The 24,631-nt window shown below is 68.5% G+C and carries 14 protein-coding genes; 3 read left to right on the top strand and 11 right to left on the bottom strand.

All coding sequences use genetic code 11. The features are described from left to right. Nucleotides 1–6: 6 nt before the first annotated feature. Genes drmB through ACGFZL_RS20465 form a run of 4 tightly spaced genes read right to left on the bottom strand, consistent with a single transcriptional unit; the run spans nt 7 to nt 11,796 of the window. Nucleotides 7–1,884 (bottom strand): DrmB family protein, encoded by a 1,878-nt coding sequence (gene drmB, locus ACGFZL_RS20480; RefSeq protein ID WP_393693504.1) that lies wholly within the window; start codon nt 1,882–1,884, stop codon nt 7–9. Continuing rightward, complete coding sequence (locus tag ACGFZL_RS20475) at nt 1,881–5,126, bottom strand: helicase-related protein (protein WP_393693502.1); 3,246 nt, start codon at nt 5,124–5,126, stop codon at nt 1,881–1,883. The genes drmB and ACGFZL_RS20475 overlap by 4 nt, the downstream gene beginning before the upstream one ends. Then, on the bottom strand, nt 5,123–7,027 hold the full coding sequence (locus ACGFZL_RS20470) for a UvrD-helicase domain-containing protein (RefSeq protein ID WP_393693500.1): 1,905 nt from the start codon (nt 7,025–7,027) through the stop codon (nt 5,123–5,125). The genes ACGFZL_RS20475 and ACGFZL_RS20470 overlap by 4 nt, the downstream gene beginning before the upstream one ends. Then, nucleotides 7,024–11,796 carry a sacsin N-terminal ATP-binding-like domain-containing protein gene (locus ACGFZL_RS20465; protein ID WP_393693759.1) on the bottom strand — a complete coding sequence of 1,591 codons (4,773 nt, stop codon included), beginning with the start codon at nt 11,794–11,796 and terminating at the stop codon, nt 7,024–7,026. The genes ACGFZL_RS20470 and ACGFZL_RS20465 overlap by 4 nt, the downstream gene beginning before the upstream one ends. A 500-nt stretch (nt 11,797–12,296) precedes the next feature. Between ACGFZL_RS20465 and ACGFZL_RS20460 the strand changes: the two genes are divergently transcribed. Genes ACGFZL_RS20460 through ACGFZL_RS20450 form a run of 3 tightly spaced genes read left to right on the top strand, consistent with a single transcriptional unit; the run spans nt 12,297 to nt 16,312 of the window. Continuing rightward, the gene (locus ACGFZL_RS20460; RefSeq protein ID WP_393693498.1) at nt 12,297–14,444 is read left to right on the top strand and encodes a helix-turn-helix domain-containing protein; all 2,148 of its coding nucleotides are present in this window, start codon (nt 12,297–12,299) and stop codon (nt 14,442–14,444) included. A gap of 3 nt (nt 14,445–14,447) precedes the next feature. Further along, a complete protein-coding gene (locus ACGFZL_RS20455) occupies nt 14,448–15,443 on the top strand; it encodes a hypothetical protein (protein ID WP_393693496.1) in 996 nt (331 codons plus the stop codon). Next, nucleotides 15,440–16,312: a DUF6339 family protein gene (locus ACGFZL_RS20450; protein ID WP_393693494.1), complete on the top strand. Its 873-nt coding sequence runs from the start codon at nt 15,440–15,442 to the stop codon at nt 16,310–16,312. Before ACGFZL_RS20455 ends, ACGFZL_RS20450 begins: the two co-directional genes overlap by 4 nt. Nucleotides 16,313–16,328: 16 nt before the next feature. On the opposite strand, the gene ACGFZL_RS20445 is transcribed toward ACGFZL_RS20450, so the two are convergent. The 7 genes from ACGFZL_RS20445 to ACGFZL_RS20415 are packed head-to-tail and all read right to left on the bottom strand — an operon-like array spanning nt 16,329 to nt 24,350. Next, a complete protein-coding gene (locus ACGFZL_RS20445) occupies nt 16,329–17,876 on the bottom strand; it encodes a DNA cytosine methyltransferase (RefSeq protein ID WP_393693492.1) in 1,548 nt (515 codons plus the stop codon). Between the two features lie 43 nt (nt 17,877–17,919). Continuing rightward, nucleotides 17,920–18,903, bottom strand: coding sequence for a DNA cytosine methyltransferase (locus ACGFZL_RS20440; RefSeq protein ID WP_393693490.1), 984 nt, complete (start codon nt 18,901–18,903; stop codon nt 17,920–17,922). A 9-nt stretch (nt 18,904–18,912) separates the two neighbouring features. Then, complete coding sequence (locus ACGFZL_RS20435) at nt 18,913–19,344, bottom strand: very short patch repair endonuclease (protein WP_393693488.1); 432 nt, start codon at nt 19,342–19,344, stop codon at nt 18,913–18,915. Between the two features lie 33 nt (nt 19,345–19,377). Continuing rightward, nucleotides 19,378–20,691 (bottom strand): hypothetical protein, encoded by a 1,314-nt coding sequence (locus ACGFZL_RS20430; protein ID WP_393693486.1) that lies wholly within the window; start codon nt 20,689–20,691, stop codon nt 19,378–19,380. After that, nucleotides 20,688–20,954, bottom strand: coding sequence for a hypothetical protein (locus ACGFZL_RS20425; protein WP_393693484.1), 267 nt, complete (start codon nt 20,952–20,954; stop codon nt 20,688–20,690). Before ACGFZL_RS20425 ends, ACGFZL_RS20430 begins: the two co-directional genes overlap by 4 nt. Before the next feature lie 28 nt (nt 20,955–20,982). Further along, complete coding sequence (locus ACGFZL_RS20420; RefSeq protein WP_393693482.1) at nt 20,983–23,667, bottom strand: SUMF1/EgtB/PvdO family nonheme iron enzyme; 2,685 nt, start codon at nt 23,665–23,667, stop codon at nt 20,983–20,985. Next, a complete protein-coding gene (locus ACGFZL_RS20415; RefSeq protein WP_393693480.1) occupies nt 23,664–24,350 on the bottom strand; it encodes a class I SAM-dependent methyltransferase in 687 nt (228 codons plus the stop codon). The genes ACGFZL_RS20420 and ACGFZL_RS20415 overlap by 4 nt, the downstream gene beginning before the upstream one ends. Nucleotides 24,351–24,631: the final 281 nt, after the last annotated feature.

Here is a 24,631-nt window from a genome sequence, read left to right as displayed (position 1 = left end):
CGGACGTCAGCCTCCGAGGCCGGGGGTGAAGAAGCTCAGCGCGGGTTCCTCAGGTGTACCCACCAGGAGTGCACGGTCCAGCAGGATGTTGTTGTGCTCGCAGCTCGTCTCCGGGAGCATGACGCAGGCGTGGCAGGCGGCGAGATTCGTCCCGGGGGAGCCGGCCGCATCGGCCTCCATGCAGAGGGGATCGGAGGAGCACCACTCGGCCCGGCGTATCGCCGAACGCACTGACCGGTCGAGGACTTCCGGTTCGCCCTGGGCGACGAGACCACCCAGACTGCCCGCCGAGTCGCTCGTCGCCGTGTAGATGAGCACCCCGGCCATGTCGTCCGCGGCGTACAGGCGCTCGCGCAGGGAGGCGGACGGGTAGCCGGCTTCCAGACTCCACTCATTGATCAGCACGTGGGCCAGCGTGTGCAACAGCACCATCCGAGGCGTCGCCGGGGACGGTACGGCGCGGCTCGGGTCGTCGGCCCGCTGCTCCAGCACCCGCTGGTGAGCGGTCCGCATGCGCTCGACGCGGGCCGCCACCGCCGTCGCCTTCTCCCAGGCGTCCAGCCTGGTCTCGTCCAGCCGCAGGAAGACTCCCTCGCCCTTCACCTCCATGGCGGGCAACCAGCGCAGGGAGGCCTGGGAGAGTGGCATCTCCTTCACGTCGGTCGTCGACTCGGCGTCGACAAGGCGGGTGAAGGCCTTCAGGGCCCGTACCTCGCGAAGCTTCTTGACCAGCATCGGGCCGGTGACGCCGAGCGGCGCGAGCACGCTCCGATCGCCCAGCGGGGTCTCGCAGACGAACTGTTCGTCGCGGGAGTGTCCGCTCTCGTCGTTGCCGGAGCGCAGGCGCTCGTACTCCTTGTTGCGAAGGGCGCGGTAGCTGTGGTCGAAGGTCTGGGCGGCCTCACCGTCGGGGTCTTCCTCGCGTTCCGCCGCGAGCAGCGACATGACCTCGTCCAGAGAGACGGGCCACTCCCCCTCGTCCCCCTCGAAGACGGCGTCGAGATAGATGGCCACGTTCGCGCGGTCCTCGTACTTCCTGAGCTTCGCCCAGTGGCTGGCGAGCGGGTCCGCTCGCCCGTTGCTCCAGGGCGGGATGGAGAGCGCCGACTTCAGCACCGGCTGCCACACCGACGAGGAACCGCGCTGCAGGGTGCGCAGGGGGTTTCCGCACCTCTCCGGGTCCGTGGCCGAGAGGCCGAGCCAGGGACGGGTGCCGCGGCAGGTGAGACGCAGGTCCCTGAGCACGTTCCTGCGGAAGGAGCCCTCCATCGAGACCTCGGACACCTGACCGCAGGTGCAGGAGACGATGATGGAGCGGAGCGAGGACGTGCGTCCGGTCGTGCGCATCCTGAGCCTGCCCCCGCACCTCCCGACCCTCGCGGCATCCCTGTCCGATGAGCGGTGCACCCACTGCCAGTAGGGGAACTCGTCGAGGTGCCCGGCCTCGCAGGCGACGACGAAGCGGGAGGGGACGAGGTCCACCTCGCACGTGCCGCAGACGCTTCGACCGCGTGGTGGGGAGAAGTCGCGGTGCGGCTGCAATTCGTTGCACTCGGGGCACGAGTGCATCAGGGGGAAGCGACGCACTCGTAGACCGTCCTTGCTGGTGTCCTCGGACGCCGGCGGCAACCGGAAGTGGTCGACGTCGAGCAGACGGGCCAGACGCCGCTCATGGACGACTTTCGACTCGTCCGGGCTCCAGCTGCGGTCGGCCTCGTCCAGGCCGGAGACGATGAAGGACTCGTGGTCGACGGCGATCAGCGATCCCACGCCGTAGGTGGTGATCACCTGTGCACGGCGGACCGTGCCCCGGCGGGGGAAGTTGTGGGCCGGGGCGCTGCCGCTTCCTGCGTTGCGGCGGCGACGGGCGGGGGGCGGGGTCATCGGCTTCCCTCCATGAACAGGGCGGACTCGGCGTCGACGTCGCGCAGGCTCCACAGGGTGGACCATGCCTCACGGTCCGCGGTCTCGTCGTCGTACGACTTCAGGAGCGAGGGGGCCCGGCTGCCCCGCATCGGTTCGAAGAGGAGGCCATTGTCGATACCGGCTTCCTTGCACCACCAGGTGACGAACTCGTCGAAGCTTTGCTCCACGGCCTCGGTCTCCGCAGGGGTGACCGCGCGGACGCGTTCCACGAGTAGGGACCTGATACGGCCGCGTACGACGTGCTCGTAGGTTTCGACCCGCCCGGCACCCTCGTTCGGGCGGGCGGCCGGGATCAGGACGCGCGCGAGAGCGACGATCACGGCGTGCAGTCCTCGTTCCCGGGCGCGGGAGGAGAAGGGCGTGACGGAGGTGGACTCCACCTCGCGGTAGAGGGCGGAGTGGTAGTGCTGGAAGTTCTCGTAGTGCGAGCGGTCCCGGGCACGTGCCGCGTTGAGCATGACGGCGACCAGTCCGGGGTGGCCGCGGCCGACGCGGCTCGTCGCCTGGATGTACTCGGCGGTCGTCTGGGGCTGGCCCATGACGGCCATCAGTCCGAGCCGGTCCACGTCCACACCCACGGCGATCATGTTGGTGGCGAGCAGGACGTCCACCGTGTCGTCGTCGGGGAGCCTCTTCTCGATGCCCTTGAGGCGCGTGGGGATCTCGCTGGCGTCGATCCGACTCGTCAGCTCCGAGTAGTTGGCGACGGAGCGAAGTGCCACCCCCTCGCGCTCGGCGAGCAGCTCCAGGTACACCACCACGTCGTCGTGCACCTGCAGTTCGGCCGCGGAGAGCAGCCGCAGGCTGTTGAAGTAGCCGACGAGGCTCCAGTACGCGTCGCGCACCTTGTCGTCGGTGTCCGCGTGCATGGCCCAGTGCAGCAACGTGGCGTACGTGCGGATCAACAGCGTGGACTGGCTGGTGCCGGGAGCCAGGAGCCCGACGTAGCGCCGGCTCGCCTTCTCCTCGCGCGGGGTCTCCACGGCGAACCAGGAGTCACGGCTGTCCAGGCCGGCGGGCGGGAACTGTCGCACCTCGCGCGCGAAGAGGTGACGGCCCTGATCGGCCGCGCGACGGATGGTCGCCGTGGAGGCGATCACCTTGGGCCGATCGGCCAGCGCGTCCACGGCGGTCTCGTACAGCCCCGTGAGAGTACCCAGGGGGCCGGAGATCAGATGGAGCTCGTCCTGGACGATCAGCTCCGGGGGAGGGGTCCCGTCCTCGGGATCGTCCAGGTTGAAGAGCGCCGAGGTCGCCGGACGCCAGGGCATCGAGGCGAACTTATCGACGGTGGCGATCACCAGCGTCGGGCGCGCGTCGTACACCGCCTCGTCGATCAGGTGGACGGGGAGACCGCCGGCGAACTCGCAGTCCGTGCCGGGACAGCGGATGTGCATCCGCTTGGCGTTCTCGTCGGCCTCGTAGTCCCTGGCGTCCAGCCGGGTCCCGCACCAGGGACAGGCGTGCAACTGGACGGGGTTCTCGGTGGCGAGCCGCTTGTCGAGGTCGGAGCGGAGTTCGTCGAGCCGGGCGGCGGCCTCGGCCATGGTGTTGGGCGTGGCCGAGCGCCCCACCCACATGCCGACGGAGAACGGCTCGTCACCTAGCTCGGGCGTGTGACGCCGCATCTGTTCCATGGCACACAGCAGGATCGCCGCACGCTCGAACTGCTGCAGCGTGAGCAGCCGGAGGGTGTAGCGCATGAGGACGGTGACCCCGCCGCCGTCGGCGCCCTTGCGGATGCGACGCAGGAAGGACGTGAGGGCGATGAGCCCGAGGTATGCCTCCGTCTTGCCGCCGCCGGTCGGGAACCAGAGCAGGTCGGAGGTCTTCCGATCGTCGTGCTCCCGATCGTCGATTCCGGCGACACAGAGCAGCACGAAGGCGATCTGGAAGGGGCGCCAGCGTCCTGCGGACGGCTCGGGGCTGCCGGCACGCCCGTTCTTGACCCAGGCGCTGCGGGCGCGCTGGTCGGCCATGGCGCGGTTGGCGAGCCGGAACGCCCGCATCAGGTCGGGCTTGGCGCCCAGCAGAGCGATGCCCTCCCGGATCCGGCCGAGCGCCTCGCGACAGGCGTCCACCTGGTCGCGCGCGGGCTGCTCGTGTGGGCCGCCCGTCAAGGCCTCGGCCTCAGCCGACTTACGGGCGATCCAGTCCTCGTACCCCGTGGCCAGCGCCTCCAGGGCGATCAGCACCTCGGCGTCGGACTTCTCGGCCAGGCCGAGCATCGACAGGGACGAGCTGTCGATCTCCGGGTTGGAGTCCGTCAGCAGCACCTCCACACTGGGCAGGAACTCGCTGCGCACTTCCGGGACGGCGGCCTTCTCCGTCTCGGTCACGCCGATCGGGGACGGGGTCCAGTCCCAGGCGGCGGCACAGCCGTGGCCGACGGCGAAGGTCGGGGCATGGCGGTGCAGGAGGCGGCTGGTGGCGATCTCCGGGTCGTGCGCGGCGGCCGGGGCGGGGCGCTCGACGAAGGCGCTGGAGTCGTCGGCGGCGCGGACCGTGAGACCGCACTGGAACAGGGCGAAGGCGTCCTGGAGGTCGCGCTCGCCGACTCGCTGCCTGTTGATCAGTGTGGCCGTGACGGTGACCGTGCCGGTGAGCGGGTCCGGTCGGCGGACGATGACGTGCAGGGCGACCTGGTTCGGAACGAGGTCCTTCGGCTCGTCCGAGGCGGGTGCGGTCACGTCGACGGTCCGCTCGGGGAGCCGGAGTTCCCGCCGCCGCCACCGCTCCCGCTGCTCGGTGACGGTGCGGGCCTCCGCGCGGCGGGGCGGGAGCGGGGCGCCGTCGGCATCGGTGGGCTCGTACACCGCGGCGCGCGCCGAGATCACGATCGTGGCGCTCACGGCCGGGTCCACCGCGAAGGTCAGTCCCATGGAGGACGGGCGCTTGTCGCCCGAGGTCCCGACGTCCTGCGCCGCGCCGGCCTCTTCGGCGTCCTCCCGGGCGAGAGCGGGCGCGGCGTCGAGGCCGTCCTGCTCGGCGGCGTTCTGGGCCCTCCGCTCCCGAGAGGCACGGGGGTACAGGACGCCGGTCAGATACCGGTCGATCGGCGCGTCCTGAGCGAGAACCTCGGCCCTGTCCTCCGGCTCGAGTGCCTCGGTGGGGCCGAAGAGCTCCCTACGCAGCCCGACGAGAAGCTCCTCGTCCCGCACCCGGTAGTGCTCGGAGTGCCGACCTGCCACGTTCGTCATGCGCCCTGCTCCTCTGCGTCGTCAGCTCGCCGAAACATGCCGATGCCGGTGATCCGCGGGGCGATCCACACCCCGCGGTCGCCGAGGCCGGCGTTGGCACCGGCCGCGACGCTGCCCGTCACCGTCTCCAAGGTGTCGATCCGCAGGCCGTGGATCTCGTCGGGCCACCAGGGGTCCCATGTCCGGTTCACCTTCTGCACCCGAAACAGGTCCTCGCGAAAGCGTTGCGAGGCCTCGCCGATCTCCCGCCCTTCATGCAGCACGGCGTACGGCGGACTCTGCGTTTCGCCCGTGGGCAGCTCGTGGCGCCTGCGCAGCACCACGCTCTGGCCGGGACGGATCCGTCGGAGTACGTAGTCCTGAGTGGCGACGGCATGCGTCTCATGGCTGGGCGGGTGGTCCCGGTCGACATCGCCGGATGCCGCGACGATTCCGTACCTGTCGTACGACCGCCAAGACCCGAGGTAGCGACGGCCGTCGTGCCGGGGGCCCGCCCGCCGGAACAGGGGCAGTTCCGGGGAGGGCACGTGATAGAGGTCTTGGCGGGCTCGGGTCATCGCCACGTACAGCGCGCGGGCCTCGGCCGGCAGGTCCAACTCGTTCCCGTACCTCATGCGCAGGTCGCCGACGGTCGGCGGGGTGAGGACGATCACCCGGTCGAACTCCAGCCCCTTGGCCCGGTGCACGGTCGATACGACGATGCGCGCGGGTTCCGGATCGGCGGCCTCGTCCGGAAACCGGCCGTCGGCGACCGCACGACGCAACCGGGTCAGGTCGAGAACAGCCCGGCCGGGTCCGCGCGCGATTCGGCGCAACACGGTCCACAGGGCGGCGGCGTTCGGCTCGTAGGGCAGCGGGATCCGCGTGAGCAGGGATGCGAACCGCTGCTCGTCGAGGGCAGTCGCCTCCGTACTCCGCAGCAGCTCGGCCACCCAGTACGGCACCGGACGCTCTTCGAGCGGGCGTCGAAGCCGATGCTCGACGCCGTGCTCGTGCAGCAGGCCGGAGACCACGAGGGCCTCCTGATTGTCGCGCGTGAGTACGGCGCAGCTGTCGGTGAGGTCTCGCAGACCTTGCAGGGTGTACTCGTCGGAGAGGCCCTGCATCGCGTTCATGGGGTCGACGAGGAGATCGCGCAACTCCGAGTAGAGCGTGGCCGCCTCGTTCGGGTCGGTGAGCCGCTGGAGGCGAACACCGTGGGCCAACGCAACGCGGGCCTCCTCGGTGGTGGCCCGGAAGTTCCGGGTGAGACGCAGCTCCACGAGATCGTCCGGATACGAGCCGCGCAGCCAGTCGAAGAACCGGCCGGTCTCGTCGGTGCGCTCGTCGCGGTCAGGGATCTGAAACCCGTAGACACACTGGGCGGCATCACCGACGACGGTGAAGCCGCAACTGTGCTGGTGCCTGTCGAGCAGCGCCTCCACCAGCTCCCGGCGGCCACCCAGCAGGTCCTGCACCTCGTCGATCACGACATGTGCCGGCGGAACGACGTCGCCGACCTCCAGGGCGCCTTTCTCGATCTCTCGAGTGGCCGCGGCGATTCGCTCGCCGAAGCCCACCGTTCCCCACTCGCCGTCCGGACGAGTCTGGAGAAGCACATCGAGGGCCCACGCGTCGAAGGTGCGGGCCCGGACTCGGCGGGCATGCTCGCCGTACCGCGAGATCCGTTCGCGCAGCTCGCGGGCGGCCGCGCGTGAGAACGTGAGGACAAGGATCTCGGCGGCCTCCAAGGCTTCGTCGGGGTCCTCGTGTCCGCACAGGGCGTCGAGCCGTCGCACCAGCGTGTGGGTCTTGCCCGCTCCGGCGCCCGCGGTGACGAGGACGCGCGCGTTCCAGGCTTGTTCGACCACGGCCCGTTGCTCGTCGGTCAGCGGCGGATTGTCCACGTAGACATCGGTCACTTCCGGCTCCAGAGGTGCTCGAACTGGGTGAAGGCGAGCCGGGTGTCGAAATTGGCGATGTTGTCGCTGACATTGAGGATCAGGCAGGTGGGCTCGCCGCCGTTCCTCGGCCCTCGCAGGCCGCGACCGATCATCTGTTGGTAGACATTGGTGCTGTAGACCGGGCGCGCCACCACAACGACTCGTGTCGCCGGAGCGTCGAATCCCTGGGTCAGCACACCGTAGTTGGTGAGGACACGGATACGCCCCTCGCGGAAGTCCTCGATGCGACTGCGACGGTCCTGGGCGCTGGTGGTCGAATCCACCGCCGCCGCCGGGACTCCGCGGTCGTTGAACATGGCCGCCAGGTACTTGGCGTGATCCACGGACGTGGCGAACAGCAACGTCGGCCATTCCGCGGGCAGGCCGGCCACCTCGTCGATGATGCGGCGGCTCCGTGCGTGGTCGTCGGCGAGCCGCTGTTCCGCGGCGCGGGAGAGCATGGCCATCCGGAGTGCTCGGGTCCTCTCCTCCGGCTCCAAGACGATCTGCCCACCCTCCAGGGTGCGGTGCTCCACCTGTGCGAGCATTCCCCACTCCTGCAGGTCACGGTAGGGATCGCCGGACGGAAAGACGCCCTCGTCGAGCCGCCGGTTGCCGAAGCGTCCGACCAGACGACGGGTCTCGTCCTCGTTGGTGTTGCGGAACGGCGTGGCCGTCAGACCGAGCAGGTGGCGCCCGGTTTCGTACTGGGTGAGTCCGAGGCGGGCCAAGATCTCGGTGTAGCGCTTGGAGATCGCGGTGTGGGCCTCGTCCACGACTACCAGTACCGCTTGCCGTAGCCATGCGTACGAGTCGGCATCGAGGCACCGTTCCAGCTTGGCGTCAGTGGCGACGACCAGATGGGGATGGTCGACGACATTGCCCACCTCGTGGGTGCTCCACAGGCGGCTGATGGTCAGGGGCCGTTCGGCGCCCACTTTGCTCCACACGAACTTCCAGCTCTGCACCGCCTGCTCACACAGCTCTTCGGTCTGGGCGATCCACAGCAGAGGGCCGCCCAGGTCGCCGACGCGCTTCACCCAGCGGATCACCGCCTCGGCGGTGACGCGTGTCTTCCCCGCGCCGGTCGGCAGCGACAGCATGGCGCGTTGCGGCACCAGACGATCGAGCAGGGTGGTGATATTGCGGACCAGGTCCTCCTGGTAGTCGTGCAGCCGGGGGAAGTCCCGGGGGCCCTCGACGGTCTCGAAGGCTGGGGGCGCGGGAGTGCGGGAGCCAGCGAAGGTCATCGGCAGTCCCAACTCCGAGACGAAGGCGATGGCCGCCGACGAGCCTCCGTACGAGAGGGGTGCGTTCGGGAACCTGGACTGGATGTTGCGCGCATGGTGCTGCAACACACCGTCGCCGTGCGCGTTGAAGGCCATCTGTGCGATGCGGTGACCGGAGGGCATGTCCCCGCCGGTCTCGTGCAGTTCGGCGTCCATCAGTCCGTCGGGCAGACCGACCCTCAGCGCCTCCGCTCCGATCAGCAACTCGATCTTGGCGACGACGTCGCCGGCGTCGCGGACTGCCTTCCGGGCGGCCTCCAGATCGCTGTCCCGTGCCATGCGCTCCTGGTGCTCGAGCACCACCCGGCATCCGTCGGCGCCGAGGCCAAGGCCCAGCTCGCGATCGATCAGGCGAAGCATCGGCCCGGCTTCCATCGGCGTGCGGACCTTGATTGTGCCGCCCTGGCGCACTGCGGCCAGGGGGCGTGCCTTCGTGCCGCGGTCGGTTCTGGTCACTTCCTCTAGTTCACCGCAGCGCTGCACCATGGTTGTTCGGTTGCCGCTGTTCAGCCGCTGACGCAGGGGTGGGTACAGCTCCACGAGCGGTACCGGATCGCCGTCCGGAACCTCACGGGTTTCCTTGGTGATGGCCTCGGCATAGCGCTTCATCTGCCACTTCTCGACCATCAGCTCGGCGTCCTCCGAAGTGGCCACGAGAAGGGCGGGAAGCTGCTCCGCGCGCAACGCCCGGTACTCGACCGCGCCGACCGCGACGGCGATCTCCTCGTCCGGAAGGGACCCCCAGTCGTCTCCGATGCGGCACCGGGTCAGCGAGTCCTCGGGGAACGCCGCCTCGAAGCGGGTCAGCATCACGTAGGTGTTGCCGACGAAGGCGTCGTCGTCGCTTCTGGCCAACTCGGCGAGCAGTGTCTCCCAGTGCTTCTCCGGAACGTCACCGATCTCGGTGGGCACGCGCAGCTTGCGGGCCTTCTCCGGAGAGATGTCGGCCACCGGCAGCAGATCTCGGTAGGCGGAGAGCTGAGGCCCGACCGCGTCCCTCAACGGCCTGATCCCCTTGGAGGTGGAGACGGTTCCATGGGTCCGCAGCATCCACCGGATCGGCGACACCACGGTTCGGCGCGTATTCGTCTGCGCGCCGATCTGTCGCGTCCAGTTGTCCACCACGGCCTCGTCCGGGAGTGCCTTGAGGAAGGCGGCACGCGATTCCTCCGACAGCTCCCGGAAGAAGTGGAGCGGGCCGCCGATGGGTGAGCCCTCGGTCTTCAGCCGGTTGATCGTGGGGCGGGGTGTGCCGGGCGCCAGGGTGCGCAGATAGGCCGTGTGGACGGCCTCCCGATAATCGTGCTCGTACCAGTCCTCCCCTTCCGGGCGTGTCGAGAGCGAGGGGCGCTCCCGCAGACCGAGGTCGCGGAAGAAGGCGAGGTCGTCGGAGTGGAAGGCGGTGTCGACGGCGATGGTGGGCTCGCGCCGGGCGTCGACCACGACGCCGGGCAACATGCAGTCACGCACGGGGCGGAAGCTGCCTGCCGCGGTCCGAACCCGCAGTGTCTCGCGCGCGTCCGGCACGTGCCTGAGCACCGTGTGGGTCAGGCGACGCCCTCCGGCCCGGCGGAACAGGTCCCAGAAACGCTGCCACTCGGCGTCGCCGTATTCTGCGAACCCCTGGTCGAGAACGCTGATGAACCTGCCCTCGGCGTCCGCCTCCCGGATTCCGAGGACGTTGAGCGCGGTAGCGAGATCGGGGTCTTGTGCGATGTCACCCACCACGTACTTCAGGGACTCGCGCAGTCCGTCCTCGGCGGAGCGACGGAACACCTGGCCCGGCACCGGGGCGACAAGACCGTGCTCCTCGGTGAGCACGATCTCCGCCCTGCGTGCCTCTGCGGCGTGAGGAGACCTGGCGTTGACCATGTCGGCGAGAATGCGGATCGCCGTCGCGGAGGCCTCTGCGGTGCCGCACTCGACCAGTGCCTCCAACCACTCGCGTACGTCTGCACGCTGCCGGCCGGCGGCTGTGAGGATGTGCTCCACCTTGCCGGTGCGTAGGACGTCGGCCTCGGCCTTCGGATGCAGCCAGTTCGACGGTCGACCGGGAGCCTCGTGCCAGGTCCGCAGCCAGCCGGCGCTCCGCTCCTTCTCGAGATCCTTGTCGAGACGTGGAGGAACACGCAGTTCGGCCGGTGCGCGCAGGGTGCCCTCCTGGTCGGGCAACGATGGACGGATCGCCGCGCGGTCCCAGATCTCCCGGGTGAGGAACTCGTCGGCCCAGCTGATCGCCTCCTTCACACGGCCCGGCAGCAGCGGCAGGTACGCGGCAGGGTCTTCGGCAGGGGAGAGACGGGAAAGGGAGTCAACCACCAGGCCCGCGGAGACCCTGATCATCTCCTCGTTGAACGCCGAGGAGTCGAGGAGGTTCTGCCGGTCCTCGTTGGTCTTCCAGGCCCCGTTGAGGATGCCGCTCAGGGACATCTCGTACTTGGTCGGGAAGAAGGACCAGAACCGACCCCGCCCGCGCGACTGCAGGCTCACGAAGAGGCCGCTCTTCGCGTCCTTCACGAGTTCCGGCACGGCCCAGGCGAGATCGAGGGCGAGCCGGTCGTGCAGTTCCCCCGCGTCCGAGCGGGCGGCCGGGCCGGGCTCGTGGGTGGTGGAGAAGACCCGCCAACGAGCGCTCAGGCCGACGGCGGATCGCCCCGTCCGCTTCTCGACCACGGTGTGCAGGTCCCCGGACTGCTCGGTGGTCAGCACACGGTGTAGGGGCGGGGTGGGGCGGCGGTCTTCGAGGACGACTTTCGCCACATGGGGGGAAAGGAGCTGGAAGCCGAGGGGGAACTCCTCGCGCGCAGGCCCGGCGGACGTCCGCCCTCCGTGCATGTCCACCGCCAGCCTGCCGGCGGCGCCGTCGAGCAGCGGCAGGCGGACGACGGTCGTCGCCCAACCCAGCAGTTCGTCGAGGACGGGGTCCTGTGCGCGCTCCGTGCCTTCGTCCAGGGGGCGAGCCATGCGCAGCACCGGCGCCTCGAAGTGCTCCCCCAGGCGCTCCCGCACCCCGGGAACGCCCTGGATCTTGTCGAACGCCCATTCCCGGTCGAACCCGAACGATCCGGAGCTGCTGAAGAATTGCGGGGTGTCGGTCACGACCAAGACGGATTTCACCCCCACACCGAAACGTCCGATCTGACCACCACGCTTACGTGACATGCTCATACGAAGAATGGTCTCGGCGCCTTCCGGGGTCACCGGGTCGCCTTCGTTGGCGCAGTAGAGGTGCGTGTCGGTGAGGACGACCTGGACGGTTCCTCCCGGGTGGGTGGCGATCTCGTCGGCCGCGTTCTGTACCAGTTCGAAGAGCTGTCGGTCCCCGTACCCGCCCTGGGTAATACGGCGTTCGCCGTTCGCGTGCTCAGGGATGAGTCCCGGGTCGACTTCGTAGGTCTGGAGAACGCGTGCGGACTGGCCGAGGACGGTAGAGATGACAGGCTGCGGAGAATGGGACACTGAGCCTTCACTGCTCCTACGGCTTGCTGTGAATGTTTCGCGGTCAGGGTGCGGAATGGCAAATCCGACGAACGAGTCCGCGATGTCGCCGACTTCCTCGATTGCGGTGAAAATCTGCGGAAATCCGCACACGGCGGTGACCAGGAAGGATACAACTCACCCGTTGCACACAGAAGTTCCCCAGCGGGGTGGGTCACTACCTGCCGTCAACCACTCTAGTCGCCATCACTCTTTCGTGTCACCCGTGTTTTTTCAGCCGCGTAATTTCGGCCGCATCCGGATTTCGCGGGTTCATCTACAGGGAGCGTGGGCGATGGCAAAACAGGGCAATTCATACCCGGGTAGACGTGAGCGATATTTCGGCTGAAGCGGACATGATGTGGAGGATCGAGAGTGCGATTCGTCGTCGTCAAACGACTGTTGACGCGTCGCGACGTGTCAAATTAACCTGCTTGTGATCGAGGACACGCCGGCATGCAGCGAAGAGTGGGAGGCCCCGCATGGAGGCGGGTGAGGAGTTCGGACCCTGGCTGGCCCGACAGCTCAGCATCGCGGACAAGTCGCAGACGGAGCTGGCAGAGGAGTTGGGCCTCACCCGAGCCGCGGTGTCGGCGTGGATCACCAAGCGTTCGGTCCCACGTCCCACTGTCATGGGCGAGATCGCGAAGGCTCTCGGCACGGACCTGAGCACAGTGCACACGCGCACCACCGACACTCGGGCAGGGCTGCCCGTCACCTGGTACCACCGGCCGGGATACGAAGACGGTGGGCGCGACGGCGGCAACGCCGCGGCCTTCGCCTTCGACGCGGACGTCCAAGTGCTCGCTCGAGAGACCTGCCAGAACAGCCTCGACGAAAGGCTCGTGGACAACGGCCGGCCGGTCCGCGTGCGCTACACGATCCACGAGTTGACCGGTGAGGCGCTGAATGCCTTCCGCGCCGCCGTCCTCTGGGACGAACTGCAGCCGCACTATTCGGCGGTCTCGGAGTCGGCGGCAGATCAGAAGGTCGGGCGCGTGGTGGACGACGGCGTGCGCGACATGTTCGAGAGGGGGCGCCTGATCCTACTGCGGATCGACGACTACAACGCTTCCGGACTGACCGGCGACGACTACGACGACGGCAAGTTCGCGGCCGTGGTCCGCCGGCAGCTGGAGAGCCTCAAGTCGGGACGCGGCGCCGGCGGTTCATACGGACTCGGCAAGGCGACGCTGTGGGCGACCAGTGCGCTGGGCATGGTTCTCATCAACTCCACGCTCTCTGAACCCCACGAGGGCCGCACGGAACGTCGTGTCATCGGGCGCCTCGAACTGCCCTGGCGCTCCGTGGACGGCAACGCGTACGCCGGCCCCGCCTGGCTGGGACGTCCCGATCCCGAGTCGCACAACGCGGAAGTGGCCCGCTCATGGTGGGCGGACGAGGAGACGGTCGAGCGCCTGCACCTCACCCGCGAGAGCGGTGAGCCGGGCACGTCGTTCCTCGTCGTCGGTGCCCACGACGTGGCCAGTCTCGCCCCGGAGAAGACCGACTCCGGCGTCGAACAGGACGAGAACGGAGGCGAGGACGACGGAACCCGTGACATCACCGTCATGCACCGTCGTCTGGTCGAAGCGCTGGGCCGGGACTTCTGGGCGGCCATGACCGGGGGCGGCAGCAGGCTTCCCCTGCTGGAGACCTCGGTCAGGACGATGCGCAACGGGGAGGTCGTCGTTGAGGAGGAAAAGGTCGACCCCGGCGACAGGCAACCGTCGCGAACCCGGGCCCTTCGCGCGTTCTACGAAGGAACGACCGTGGATCGGCTCACCCAGGCCGGCCAGGTGGCACTCCGGACGGTTCCGCTCCGGCTTCCCCTGGGCGGCGGACGACGTGGCACCCTCGGAGCGCACCAAGGAGTGCTCCTGGTCACCGAGGCGGAGGACAAGGACGGTCCGAGGAGCGAGGTCCACTACCTGCGTGGCAACAGGATGACCATCAAGAAGTCGACCGTGCACGGGCTCCCCCTAGGGGTCACCGCCTTTCAGGCGGTGCTCCTGGTCGGTCACGCCGCCGGCGAGTCGGTGCCCTTCGCCGACGAGGCTGAGGAATTCCTGCGTGCCGCCGAACCGCCCGAGCACGACCGGTGGGGGCAGACCGAGGAGCTGACCCTTCGCTGGTCGCACAGCGCACACCACCGCATCTCCTGGTTGACGACCGAGGTCAACTCCGCAGTCAAGGAAGTCGTGGTCAGGCCCAGGAGCCCCGGGTCCCGGCAGAACGCGAAGCTGCGCAGGAAGCTCACGGTCCAGAACAAGAGAAGCGCCCCTAATCGGGCATCGGGGCCTGCGCTGCCGGAGCTGGACGGACTGGAGGCCAAGATCGGTGTCGACGGTGAGTGGAAGATCACCGCGGAGGTGAAGCTGCCCAGGGCGGACGAACTCCCTGCCATGTCCCCCGTGGTCATGCTGGACGTACGTTCGGGCAGCCGCCCACGACTCGGCTGGGCGGAGCTCGTCGCGATGGAGGGCTGTACGGTCGAGGACGGCGTACTTCGTTTCACGCCGGGTGCCCGCAGAGCCGTCTTCCGAGGCTCTACCGATGTCAGCAGCCATCCGGTCCGCACCGAACTCACACGGCTCGTTCTCGAACTCCGTCCCGGCTCGGGGGAGTGAGCCATGAAGTTCTACCCGTACAAGAGACTCAACCGCCCGATCACCCTTCGAGTGACCTCGGTGTCCCTCAAGCTGCCCGACGGCACGCGTGATCCCCTGGACACCTCGGCGTACTCAACGCCGCAGCGGACCGTGGCCCTGGGGGTGGCACAGCACGAGGACTGGATCTCGGCGCGGATCGGGCTCTCGGCCACCCTCCCACCGGGGGCCACCTCTCCCGACGCACCGTGGCACGACCTGCGGGTCCTGGCGGTCCTCACCGACGGCGACACCAACACGCGGACCACGTTCGACCTGCGGCAGGATGCTCCCGACAGCAAGGAGTGGTCCGGTGCCGTCGAGGTGCTCCGCGACGACCATGTGGGGCGTGCCGGCCTCGCGGCCCACGCCGTCGCCACGATCGATGGTGTTCCTGGGCGATCGGTCACCGAGACCAACGGGGACTGGACCGTCGACGTCGCCGCCGAGGAGCCGCTCGGCGGGCTGCACCTCGATGTGAAGCAGGCCGGCTTCTCGAAGAGTGCGCGCGAGTGGCTGCGTCCGTACGCCGACGTCCCGTGGGTGATCGACACCTCAGGGCGGCTGCCGCTGGTGATGATCAACACGGATGTGGAGGGATTTTCGGATCTCCTCGGCGGCGACAACGGCGGGATCGAGAACAAGATCCACGAACTCTTGCTGTCCCAGATGGCTACCGACGTGTGGACCGCGGTGTTCCACAGCGCCGTGGGCGATCTCGAGGTGGAGCCGGACGGCTCCCCCGTCTTCCCCACGGACTGGAAGGGGGAGGTGTTGCGGGAGATGCTTCCCGACGTGGCACCGGGCCTCCGGGTCGAGGACGCGCTCCGCAGCGTCCACCGTCGGAGAACCGGCGACGAGGGCTGGTCGGAGCTGCAGACCCGTATCCACTCGGCCGCCGTGCGCCGTGCCGGCGCGAGCAAGGCCGTCGCCAACGCTCTGCGGGCTCTGCAGCAGTTGAACCGAGAGGACAGCGAGTGATCGACAGGCCGCACTTCCTGCCCGAGCGCCTTGGTTTGCTCTCGTCGACTGCAGCCGACCCCTTCCTCACCGAGGACCTCCTCAGGGGCGTCCAGGGACACGGAGGTGTGGACCTGGACAAGGTCGTGGAGCGCTTGCCCGAGGACGACGTCCGGTGGGCGGTGGAACCTCTCAGAGACCTCGTCGACGACGCGAGGTATCGGTCCCGGGACAACCGGACGGACGCCGACGGGTGGTTGGCGCCCCGCCTGCACGCGACCCTGCGTCTGACCCGGCGAGAGGCTGCGGACAAGAGAATCTGGACTCATCTCGGACTCGCTGTCGCGCCCGACTACGTCGCCTGGCGGCACCCTCCCAAGTCCCAGGACGCCAAGCCGCCTCGCATCAACCCGGCCCGGTTCAAGGGCGCCCCGGATCGGCAGTGCTTCTCTCGCCTGTGGTGGGCGGCCGAGATGTTCCGCGACGGAGAGGACTACGCACCGGTGGTGACGGCCTGCTCCAACCAGGACCTCATTCACAACGCGCTGCGCATGGACCTGGTCGATCATCGACCCACGGCTCAGGCATTGGTACGGATACTGGAGCGAGGGATCGCGAGCAGTGGCCGTGAGATCAACGGACTCATGACGGCGATCAACACGGCGGGTGCCACCCTGGTCTACGACGCGCTCGCCCCGGACGAGCCGCGTGACCCCGACGCGCTGCGCCGGTGGATCGAAGAGGCCGAGTCCGCCCCGCCGGCGCCGCGCCACGACCTTCCGGACGGCCCCGACGAGGAGCGCGTCCCGGAGTGTTCGGTGTCTGCGCTCGCCGACTACCTTGCCGAACTCTTCGAGACGGCTCCCATCAGGGGGCGGTCGCCCGCGTGACGGAACGGGGGAGGGGTCACCTGCCGGTGAGCGGGTGCCCCTCCCACTGCCCGTGCTCACGCACGGCAACGGCGGCTCCGGGCTCCCAGACCTCCAGATCCGTGATGGCCTGCTTCAGTCGGGCTTCGGCCTTCTCACGGGCCAGCTGGGGTTCGAGTACCTGCCGCAGCACGTGCAGCGCGAGCCGGGGCGGTACGGCGTTGCCGACCTGCTGAGACTGGTCGGAGTTGCGCCACGGGTACGCGACGGGGAACGTCTGCAGCACGCCTGCCTCGGCGAACGAGAACCGCTCGAAGTGGGGGAGATCCTTGTCGGTGCCTTTGAGGACCAGGCGATTGCGTGACACTTTCCCTGTGATCGTCGCGGACGGAGCGTCGTGATCGCGTCTGCCGCGTGCGCCGGGGTCGCCACCGGTTCCGTAGTTGGAGACAACCGTGAAGGCGGGTCGGTCCGGCAGGTCTATAGGAACGGTCAGGTCGGCAGCAATGGCCCGTGCCTTCTTGAGTGCCGTCTCCATGGACACCCACGAATCCTTGGGCGGGGACGTGCGTACGCTCCGTTCCTCGACCTTCCAGAGCCCCTCCGCGGCGTCGGACGCGCGGATGGCCACCTTTCGGGACCCGTAGCGCACGTGGGTCTCCTCCACCTCCGGGAGGTTCGTCTCGCCGAGCCGCGCCATGAGCACGGCACGCTTCCGTGTCTGTGGCACGCCGAAGGCTTCGGTGTACATCAGTTGTGTTCTGGCTCCGTAGCCGAGTGCGCGAAGGACTCGGGTGTACTCCTTCCACACGGGCATCACCGCGGGCACCTGTTCCAGAACAACGGCTTCGTACGGTGTCGACCCCGGACGTCGGCTTCGCTCGATCACCCACCACAGTGGCTGGAGAACAAGCCCCGTGCGTTCGTCGCCGAGTTCTTCCAGCTCGGCCTTGAAACGGTCGATCTCGGCAGTTAGAGCCTTAAATTCTCCCATCAGCCGCCCGAGTTCCGGAGTCTTGCGAACAAGAGGCTTGGGCACCTGAAGCGCCTTGAAGATGGGCTTGGTGTCCTGCGGGGCAATACTGTGCTCCTTCAGGAGCCTCTTGATCTCCGTGCGGATTACAGCGCGGCTCTTCTCGACCGCGCGTTTATTGGTTTTGACGACTTCGGCATCGAGGGCCTTCAGGCGCAGGTCCTCGGAGATCCTGCGCCAGGTTCGGAAGATGTCCTCCCACCTTGCGTCCTCCGCGTCCACGGCAAGGTGAAGTCGGTGGATGTACTCCAGAACCTGGTCCAGCGCCTTGCGGCCGGCGCCGTGCCCGGCCACCGTGAAGGTCTGGCAGGGCGGCCCCCCGGTGAGCACCCGGGCGTGGGGGAAGAAGGACGCCCGATACCGCCTCACGTCTCCGTAGAAGGTGTCCATTCCGGCCGCGCTTCGTGTGGCGCACGCGTCCCTGTCGAACTCGATGCCGGTTACGTGGTATCCCAGCACGTCAGCCGCCACATCGAGCCCGCCAGGGCCGGCAAATAGGTCCAAAATGGACAAATCACCAGGCGGTGAGGGCGGAGTGCTGGCGTGGCTCATGGGGCCGCATTGTAGCCGGCGGGGCGTGGACAATTCGGACTTTCTAGGTGAGTGAGGATGACCGTAGTGCGGTCGTGATGGCGGTGCCGAGAGCCTTTCCGACCGGTGGTGGCGTCGCATGACCGATCTGCCGGTATCGCGCTGTCTTCCGACCGGTGATCCGCCACTCGGGAGGGAACGATTGGAGCAGGCCGGCCTGGTCCACCGTGATCTTGAGCATCCGGGCGGTCCCCGCCGTGGGTTGCCACTGGTAGTCCGGTCCCGGCACCTCGTTGGCCAACGTGCCGGCGTTCACTCCCATGCGAGCCCATGCCCGCTTGGTTCCGGAGGGGCCGAGGTCGGCGCCGCCGCGGTTGTCGGAGCCTCCGACCAGGGTGGGGGCCACCGCCAGCGCCTGGGCCGCCCACGTGTCCGCGTCGGGCCATCCGCGAGCCGCCATGGACCGACGCAGGGCTCGGCCGACCGGAACGTGTTCGGTCACCGTCGGTCGGGGCGGTGCGAAGGCGTGGAACCACTGCTTCTTGAGAGCGACCAGTACGCCGAGCCTGCGTTCCTGCGGCACGCCGAAATCGGCCGCATTGAGCACGAACCAGCAGAACTCGTAGCCGAGGTGTGCCAATTCAGCCCGGACGAATTCGCGAATTCCGGAGTAGGCGGGGGATTCGGCAAGGGCCGGTACGTTCTCCAACAGCAGCGCGCGCGGTTGGATCGAGTGGACCAGGCAGATGGTGGCGGTGAGCAGGCGCAACTCCTGGTCACTGTCCCGGCGTCTCACGGCGGCCGACGCCTTGACCCGTGGAAGGCCGGCCGACAGGAGATCGACATCCAGTGCTTCCGGGAACTTCTCGGGAAGGAAATCGATCAGATCGTCGCAGACCACGTTCCACTCGGGCCGATTCGTCAGGAGTGTTTCGCACGCCTGGCGCTTGTTGTCGAGCAGCAGAACCGGCGAGATGCCCGCGCTCTCCAGCCCCAGTGCGAGCCCACCCGCACCGGAGCACACGTCGACCGAAGTCAGCCCTTCCACTGCGCCCCCTCATTCGTCTCCTGGAGCCCCGGCGGGCAGAACGGCCTCCCTGACCGTATTGGCCACGTCTTCAGGCGCCTCGTGCTCCCAGAACCGAAGCACCGTCCACCCTCCGTCCTGCAGATGCCTGGTCGTCTCGTTGTCGCGCGACATGTTCCTGTCGAGCTTCGTCCGCCACCATTCGGCATTCGCCTTCGGCCGCGTGGCGTGCTGGGGGCACCCGTGCCAGAAGCAGCCGTCGAGGAAGATCGCGACCTTGCTTCTCGGGAAGGCGATGTCGATCGTGCGGCGGGACATGCCCGGTACGGGAACGTTCACGCGGTAGCGCATCCCCGAGGCGTGGAGCAGTCGCCGTACCGCGATCTCCGGGGCCGTGTCGCGCGAGCCCTGGCGGCTCATGCGGGCGGACACGGAGGCGGAGGACGGGACGGGTTCGGACACGCTGCCATTGTGCCGGCGGGCTCCGTACGGGCATCAAGTCATTGATCGTCTGCCCCCACTCCTGCCACCCCGCAACGACGACAGCACCAGCCGCCCGTACCGCGTGGTCAGCACTCCGGCCGCCGCGGCCACCGAGAGCGCCAGCGCGATGAACAGGTGGGACAGGGAGTCGTCGTCCAAGACCTGGAGGATGCCGAGGGCCGTGCCCAGGGGGAGACCGAGGATGGTCAGGACGCCCAGGGCGCCGCTGATCTGCTGGCTCTCCTGGGTCTGGACCAGTCGACTGTAGTCGGCGGCTTCGGCGAGGATCTCGTCGAAGCGTGCCGGTAGCCGATGCTGGTTCTGGAAGGCGAGCAGCAGCTCGTTCGCGGGGCCGTGCGCCGTGAGGTGCTGCCGCCAGTAGCCGCTGCGGAAGAGGGCGATGTTGCGCTCCAGTGAGGCAACCCGGCGGGCCAGGCGCCGAGGCGAAGCGAACACCTCCGACAGGTCGTCGGTGAGCTCGTCGATGTGATCCCGCTGGAGGGCGCCGAGAAGCACGGCGTCAAGGTAGACGGTGCGAAAGTGCAGCGCGCCGAAACCGTAGAAATCGCCCTCGCCCGTGTCGGGTCTGTGGCCGAGGAAGGCTGCTCCCTGCCGCAGTACCAGGGCGCTCCAGTCTGCGGAGATGCGTACGGCGTCCTGCAGATGGCGCGTGACTGTCTCAGGGGCCAGCGGGAAGTCCTGCGCGTTGGAGCAGGAGGCCAGTTGCCACAGCCAGCGGTCCGCTGTGGCTGGCAGGGCGCCCTCCGGGCCGTCGCGAAGAGCCGGGGCGTGGTGTGCCGTCGGGGTGAGGAAGGCGATCGTGTAGGGCCGGGCCATGGCGAAGGGCGTTGCCGGGTCCCGCACGTCGGCGATGCCGCCGAGCAGCAGAGCCGGGTCGAATGGTCCGGTGAGCCCGATGAGCGGCTCGCCGGCCGTGGCGGAGCTGCGACCTGCCAGGGTTCGCAGGAGCGGAAGGAGCGGCCTCTCGACACGGAAGTGCAGAACGGCCAGGGCATGTTCCGGATCACGCGCGGTGGCCGCGCGGAGCAGCTCCACACCGAGCAGGCGTAGCCCGTCGTGCTTGACATCCAAGGGCAGATGCCACCGACGGGGCCGCGCGGGGGTGCCATAGAGGGCACGCGCGGAGGCCGGTGCGAAGTAGGTGGACCGCGTGGTCGTGTCCGTACGACGACTGCCGAGGTCGAACGGAAAGGGGCCCTCGGGCCAGTCGGGAGCACGGCGCAACCGGGCGGGCAGGACGACGGTCAGCTCCTGCCGGGCCCCTGTGACGTCGTCGAGCGGCGCTGCGGCATCGGCTGTGGTCACCGGTAGTACTCGACAGGGTCGGGCTGGTCGAGACGGATGACGAACTCGGCACGGTCGTGGCTGACGGCGCTGATGTGGAAGCGGACGCGCTCGCCGGTGCGAATGGTGCGGAAGCCCTCCGTCACGATCTGCCGGTAGTCGAAGCTGTAGTACCGCTCGTCTGCGTCGTCGCGGACAATGTACGAACCCTGCGAGCCGCTCACTCCACCGCCGCTCGGACGCCGGTCGACGATGGTCCCGTGCCGTGGCTCGCCGCTGCTCATGCTGTCGTCCTCTCCGCTGCGGCCGTGGTTATTCCGGGACATGGCGACCGTCCGGGGTGTTCAGGTCCTCGACGCAGCGGAAGCCGACCGCATTGCTTCCGCCACGCTTGCGGTAAATGCCCTTGGTGCTGGTCTGCACCGCACGCATCGGGTTGTCGTAGCTTCCGCCGCAGATGACGGCCTCGCCGGGGTCGCCCAGCGATGTGGAGGTCCACTCCCAGCAGTTCCCCACCATGTCGAGGACACCGAACGGTGAGCGGTTGCCCGGGCGTTCGTCTGCGGGAGTGACGCTCGCCCGCCGGCCGGCGTCGGCCGCGAAGTCCCGATACCAGGCTTGGTAGGTCACGACGGGACGGCCGACCCAGCCGTCGGCGCAGTTGACTCGATCGCTGTCCGGGGTGTCGCCCCAGGGGAAGAGTCGTCCGTCGGTGCCGCGTGCGGCAGCCTCCCATTCGAGCGAGGTCGGCAGCCGCTTCCCCTCGAAGGCGGCGAAGGCGTAGGCGCTCCACCAGTTGACGCAGATCGCCGGATGATTGTGAAAGCGCGGGTTCTCGTAGTAGTCGGGGTGGCGCAAACGATCGGTCCACGGAAGGTGGGTGACGTGGGACGGCTGGTCCGGATGGTCCCACCGCGAAGTGCCCCGAGTGTCGAGGGCGTCGAGGAAGCGCCGATACCGGGTGACGGTCACAGCCTGGCGGTCGAAGCGCACGTCGCTATCGACACGGCGGACCAGTAACCGCTCGGACGGGCCGACGACGTATGCCCCGGCGGGCAGCACGCAGTCATCGCGGGCCGTTCCGCCGCCGTCGTCGGACAGCCCGGCGAGAAAGGCACGCAGCTGTTCCGTCAGGAAGGCGCCGTGGGGAAGGTCCGCTGCGGCTTCCCGGTGGCCCGGAGCGGCGAGGTATCGGGCACCCAGCAGCTCCTGGTACGCGGAGTGCTTGAAGGCGACGAGGTCGGGCCCCGCCGGGCGCAGTAGAGGGGCGAGGAGACAGGAAGCCGGCTCCAGGCGACCGTCCCGGAAGGCTGCGGCGCCCAGTTCGCGGTGCAGGTCGAGCAGGGAGAACACGGTTCGGTCGGTGAGGAAGGCCCGCCCGAGCGAGGCGGGTAGGCGCTGCTCCAGCTCCGGGTGCCCGCGTTCGGTCAGCGTCCGCGTGATGTGGGTGCCGAGGATGTCCGCGAGGGACCGGCCCGGCGGCAGTCCGAGCCGCGCGTTGAGGTGGCGCTCGAGAGGGGTGCTCTGCGGCTCGGAGAGGCGTACGACATGGAAGTGCGGAACGCGGGACGGGTCCACGCCGTTCGCGTACATCTGCTCGACCAGCTGCTCGGAGCGGCCGGCTCCGCTGTCCAGCAGCTGGCGTACCTGCGGCGAATCCGCCAGGAAGGAGACCCGGGAGCTCATGACGACCGCGGACTCGGCCGACAGGACGGCCGAGAGGTCGGTGAACAGGCGCAGAAAGCCGGCAGGACTCGCCTCCGAGACTCCCTCGTCGAAGGCGTCCAGTACGCACAACGCGGCCCCGGAACGGATGAGGTAGAGGAAGAGGTCGTACGCACGGGAACGGTCCGAGGCCATGGCCGGTGCCAAGACTCGGGCGGCGTACTCCGAGAAGGGTTCCTCCTTCGGCTTGAGGCCGAGATCGAAGTAGAAGCGGAACCGACGAATTCCGGGGTTGGCGGCGAGGGTTCGCAGGAGGGTGCTCTTCCCGCTTCCGGGACGCCCGGTGACCAGTACGTTGGCACTGCCCTCCGCGAGGCGGACCAAGAGTTCCAACGCGTCGCCCGACTCCGTCACGGTCGATTCGCCGGTGCGCGGGTCGGTGCTCAGAACCGTCGCTGCCACGGCGGCTCGCGGCTCGTGCGCGGACCCGGCGGTGTCGTCGGAGGCGGTGGTCTCGACGAGTCCGGCGAGATGAGTGTCCATATTGACGACGGTTTCGACGAATCCGTCGTATCGCACGATGCGGAAGTCCGTCCCCAGAAGTTGGCGAAGAGCGCCGGAGGGCGCGTCCCGGTCCGTGTCGACGACCACGAACCGGGTCAGTTTGGGCAGTCGGGTGTGGAGCAGCTCACCGCCGCTGGAGGTGAGAACGGTGCCGAGGTCGTCGGCATCCCGGGAGAGCATCAGCTCCACGTATTCCAGCCGCATCCCCGACTCGCGGCAGAACAAGAGGTACACGGTCTCCGGGCTGAGCACGAATCGCTTGGCCTGTCGGTAGCCGAGGGTGAGGTAGAGCCCGGCGAGGAACTCGCAGCGCAGCGCGATCTCCGGGGCGACGTCCGGCTCGCCGCCGACCAGCGCCGCGCTGCCGGTGTCGGTGAACCAGACGAGGACATCGACGAGTCTGCGGACAGCCAGCAGCCCGTCCTCGTCGCTGATGTCGTACCCGTCGTGGGTGGAGCGGTTGCGCAACCGGCGGATGTCGTCGAGTGCGTCCAGAACCGTGCTGCTGCGGATGTGCGGGCGGCAGCGTTTGACAAGGTCGTTCAGCGCCTTGGTGGAGGGGTCGCCTTCGACTCCGTGGTGCCGCCACAACTCCTTGAGGAGCTTCTCGGTCAGCTTCCCGACCAGCGCGACCGCATTCTCCGGATAGCCGTCGTCGAGTGAGCGCAACGGACGCTCCAAGTCGAGACCGATGCGGTCTGCGATCCTTGTGTGCTCGTCGAGTTCACTCCGCAGGCGCCGGAGCCGTTCGTCGACGACGCTGCTCACGCCATCTCCTCCACTCGCCGGCCGAGCACGAAGGCGAATCGGTCCGGGATGATCAGTTCGGGCTCCGGGTGGGCAGCTCGCATCTCCTCGACACCTTCCCTCAACTCGCTGTCGGTGAAAGTGGACAGCAGCGACATGTAGCGCGCGCGGACCATGTCCAGGTACCTGTCCCGGTCGATGCGCAACTCGTGCTCGACATGGGTGATCCGGGTGTCCAGACCGGCTTCGCGCAAATGCCCCTCGATCACCGCTGGGTCGGGTTGCAGTTCCGCGAAGCGGGCCAGAGCCGCTTCGAACAGGGGATAGCGGATGGTGGCCGGAAGCATGACGATCAGCAGCCGGCCGGCCGGAGCGAGTCGGTCGGCAAGACCGTGGAGCGTACCTGCCTGGTCCGTCACATGGTGCACCGACTCCTTCAGCCAGATCGCGTCCAGCTCTTCGTAAGGCAGCCGAGCCCGGCCTTCGGCCACGTCCTCCGCCGAGGCGACGACTGGCGCGAGGCCCGAGGGGAGCGGGTCGCCGAGCCCACCGAGCATTGCTTCCGAGGGGTCGACGCAGAGAATGGGGTGGCGGGGGCACAACTGCCCCGCCACCTCCTTGGCGAAGAGACCAGTTCCTGAGCCGATGTCAGCGATCCGGTCGGTCGAGTCGAGCCGCAGAGCCTCGGCGATTCGGCCGGACATCCACGGGACGTACTCCGGTCCGTAGTCCCAGTGTCCGTCGTACTGGGCTGCGAGACCGTCGTAATGCCCTCGCACATCGTGCCGCCTCACGGTCCCCTCGCGCTCCCCAAGCCGTGCCTGCAGTGGCCATCAGGCAGGCTATAGGCAGTGGCAAGGCGGCAACAGTGCGTAACGCGACAGCTGTTGGCCGAGGGCCACGAGTTGCTTCGTCGTGTCCCGCTACGGGGCCGTGTCGCGTGTCCGGTGGAGCGCCCGCCGTCGGCGAATCGCGTCGATTCGTG

This window comes from Streptomyces sp. NPDC048182, from assembly GCF_043202555.1.
In the GTDB taxonomy this organism is placed as follows: domain Bacteria; phylum Actinomycetota; class Actinomycetes; order Streptomycetales; family Streptomycetaceae; genus Streptomyces.
The sequence above is the reverse complement of the archived record's forward strand: the minus strand, read 5'-3'. Positions and strand labels throughout refer to the sequence as shown.